Annotated in this window: 2 protein-coding genes and 1 pseudogene; all 3 read left to right on the top strand. The window is 71.4% G+C overall.

What is annotated here, in order from left to right:
* The first annotated feature begins 533 nt into the window (after window positions 1-533).
* Window positions 534-1,640, top strand: a complete 1,107-nt coding sequence (locus tag MTQ10_RS29610) for an FUSC family protein (protein WP_247473501.1) — start codon at window positions 534-536, stop codon at window positions 1,638-1,640.
* A gap of 290 nt (window positions 1,641-1,930) precedes the next feature.
* Complete coding sequence (locus tag MTQ10_RS29605) at window positions 1,931-2,320, top strand: BlaI/MecI/CopY family transcriptional regulator (RefSeq protein ID WP_247473499.1); 390 nt, start codon at window positions 1,931-1,933, stop codon at window positions 2,318-2,320.
* 6 nt (window positions 2,321-2,326) lie between these two features.
* Window positions 2,327-2,793: pseudogene (locus tag MTQ10_RS29600) on the top strand (M56 family peptidase); the annotation flags it as partial.

Here is a 2,793-nt window from a genome sequence, read left to right as displayed (position 1 = left end):
GGGAAGTCGCCCGCTGATGACCGACGATCTTGTCGCTGGACTATCGCCCCGGACCTGGCCGAGCGTCCCGACACCTACGCACACCAGCCCACCTGACGTGCAGTTTTCACGATGCACACTTCTCATTGCTCGACCGGTGCTCCTCCACCGGTCTGATGTGAACTGCGGCGTCACCTACCGGTTCCGGCACCGCGAGTTCCAGGAGTGGCTGGTACGAAATCCGGTGCCGACACAGCTACGTTGTTGAGCCAAGTCGCCGTCCAGGGTGGCTGATGAGCCCTCTGAGGGTGAAGAAGGACGCCAACCATTTTTCGAGTGCCTGGTGTCTGTCGATGCGAACGACTGACGTGGCTTGACTTTCCCCTGCCAGGCGGAAGGATCTGCGTCATGGCACGCTTGGCACGCTTTTGGCCCGGTAAGTATCGATTCGATACGTTCATCACGGTAGGGGTCGTCTCCGGCTTCGGGGGACGGGCGGGCGGCGTGGGTGCCCTGGCTTGCCGAGTTTCCAGGTGTTCCGTGTGTCCCGCCGTTTGAGCAGGCTTCGTGGGGCGCTGGCCGGGAATGTCGATGCGCCCGCTGTGTGGCTGACGGCGTCGTTCGCGCTGGTGGGGCTGGTGATCGCGGCCGGGGTCGCGGCCTCGGTGGGTCTGGCGGACGTGGCTCTGCCGGCGGGGTTCGTCGCCGCGATCGCCGGGGTTGCCGGGGGGCTGGTGCCTCCGGGGCTGACCAGGCAGGTCACGGTGCCCGCCTGTGTCGCGGTGGCTCTCGCGCCCGCGCTCGCGTCGGCCGGTGAGGGCAGGCCCGTCGTGGCGGGGCTGCTGTCCGCGGTCGTTATCGCTGTGGCCGCGCTCGCGCAGCAGGACGTCCCGACCGGCATGCTCGTCGGCGCCCTGGGTTCCACCACGTATGTGCTGGCGGTGGGGTTGGGGCTCGTGCGGGACGTGCCGTTGTCGCACACTCTGATCGCCGGCGGGATCGGTCTCGTGAGCGCGGTGGTCACCACCGTCGCTGCTCGTGCGGTCAAGCAGTGGCAGGTGCGGCGCGGGGGCGGCGCGGCCGTCGGCCCGGGGATTCCGCCGCTGCCCGGGTGGTTCGTCTCCCGGCTGCTGTCCGGGATCGGTGCCGCCCTGCGCGACTGGCGGCACAACCCGTACGCCCGGCTCGCTCTGCGCCGAGTCGTCGTCCTCGCGCCGCTGGTCGGGGTGCTGGAGGCACGCCGGGACCCGGTCGCGTTGTACGCCCTGGTCGTGGCCTTCTCGATCACTCAGCCGACCACGTCCGACACCCTCGACCGGGCTCTCGCCCGAACCGCCGGCGTGATCGGCGCGATCGGCGTGACGGTCGTGATCGGCGCGCTGGCCCCGGACTGGGTGCTTGTCGTGTTCGCGGTCGTGGCCATGGTGGGTGGGCTGGCCCATGTGCTCAGAAGCCCGTTCCTGACCTCCCTCGGCACGACCGTGCTGACGATCGCGACCGGCTATCTGGCCGGCAGCTCGATCCCCGCGGTCAACCGGCTGATCTCGACCGTCGTGGGTGCGTTGATCGGCCTTCTGGCCACCGTGATCATTCCCGCCCCCAAGCCCCAGGAGCAGTCGGGGAGTTCCGCCGCCGCTGACCGGGGCACGGACACCGAGTGATTCCGCGCAGGACGGGTTTCGCCCGCTGCTGCGGCTGGTCGTGCGGTCACAGCCTCTCCAGCAGCCGGGCCGTGCCGGACACGGCCCTCAGGTCCTCCGTGAGGGGTGCGGGCAGCCCCGCGGCCCGCGCGGTGATCTTCCGCGCCGGTGAGTGACGCGGGGCAGCAGGATCGGGTGGGTGGTCGTCTGTGCGGGGTGGCGAGTCCGTGATCCCGGATGTCCTTACGATGTACGGCCCGTGACGTCGACGACCGAAACCAGGCGGCAAGGCAGCGGAAGGGAGACAGGGTGTGACGGTGCAGCGGCGTGCCCGGCGGCGCAGAGGGCAGGGTGAGCTGGAGGCGCAGGTCCTGGCGGCGCTGCGGGGGGCGGGGGGACCGGCTACCGCGGGCTGGGTGCAGGAGCGGCTCGGCGGTGACCTCGCGTACACCACGGTCATCACCATTCTGACGCGGCTGCTGGACAAGGGCGCGGTGACGCGGGAGCGGGCGGGCCGTTCCTTCGTGTGGAGCGCCGCGTCGGACGAGGCGGGGCTCGCCGCGCGGAAGATGCGCAAGGTGCTGGACGCGGAGAGCGACCGGGGGGCGGTGCTGGCCAGCTTCGTCTCCGGGCTCGGCCCCGACGACGAGCGGCTGCTGCGGGAACTGCTCGGGCAGAGCGGTGCCGAGGGAGAAGACTGAGGCCTCATGGGGGTGTTCGTCTTTCTGCCGCTGGTGCTGCCGCTCACGGCGTGGCCGGTCGCGCGGCTGGCGGAACAGCATCTGCATCCGCGTACGGCGACGCGGCTGCTGACGGGCGTGGCCGGGGTGATGGCGCTGTGCAGCACGGTGTGTCTGGCCCTGGTGATGGTGGTCGGCACGGCTCAACTGCCGGGCAATCCGCTGCCGGACGGCTGGTCGGACCCGGAGGTGCGGGCGGCGGTGCCGTACGACGAGGTCGTCGGCAAGGCGGCCATCCCGGCGCTGGTGGCGGTGGCCGTGGCGTGCGCGCGGGTGCTGTGGCGGCACGGCAGGGTACGGCGGCAGGCGCATCGGGCGCTGGCGGGGCTGCGCGGCCGGTCCTCGGTTGCCGTGTTGCCGGACGAGGCGCCGTATGCGTATGCGCTGCCGGGAGGGGGACGGGGCGGGACGCGTGGTGGCAGGCGCGGCGGGAG

Origin of the sequence: Streptomyces sp. XM83C, assembly GCF_023072675.1 — a bacterium.
GTDB lineage: Bacteria > Actinomycetota > Actinomycetes > Streptomycetales > Streptomycetaceae > Streptomyces > Streptomyces thermocoprophilus.
Note: the sequence above shows the minus strand (reverse complement) of the source record. Positions and strands in the feature narration are given on the sequence as shown.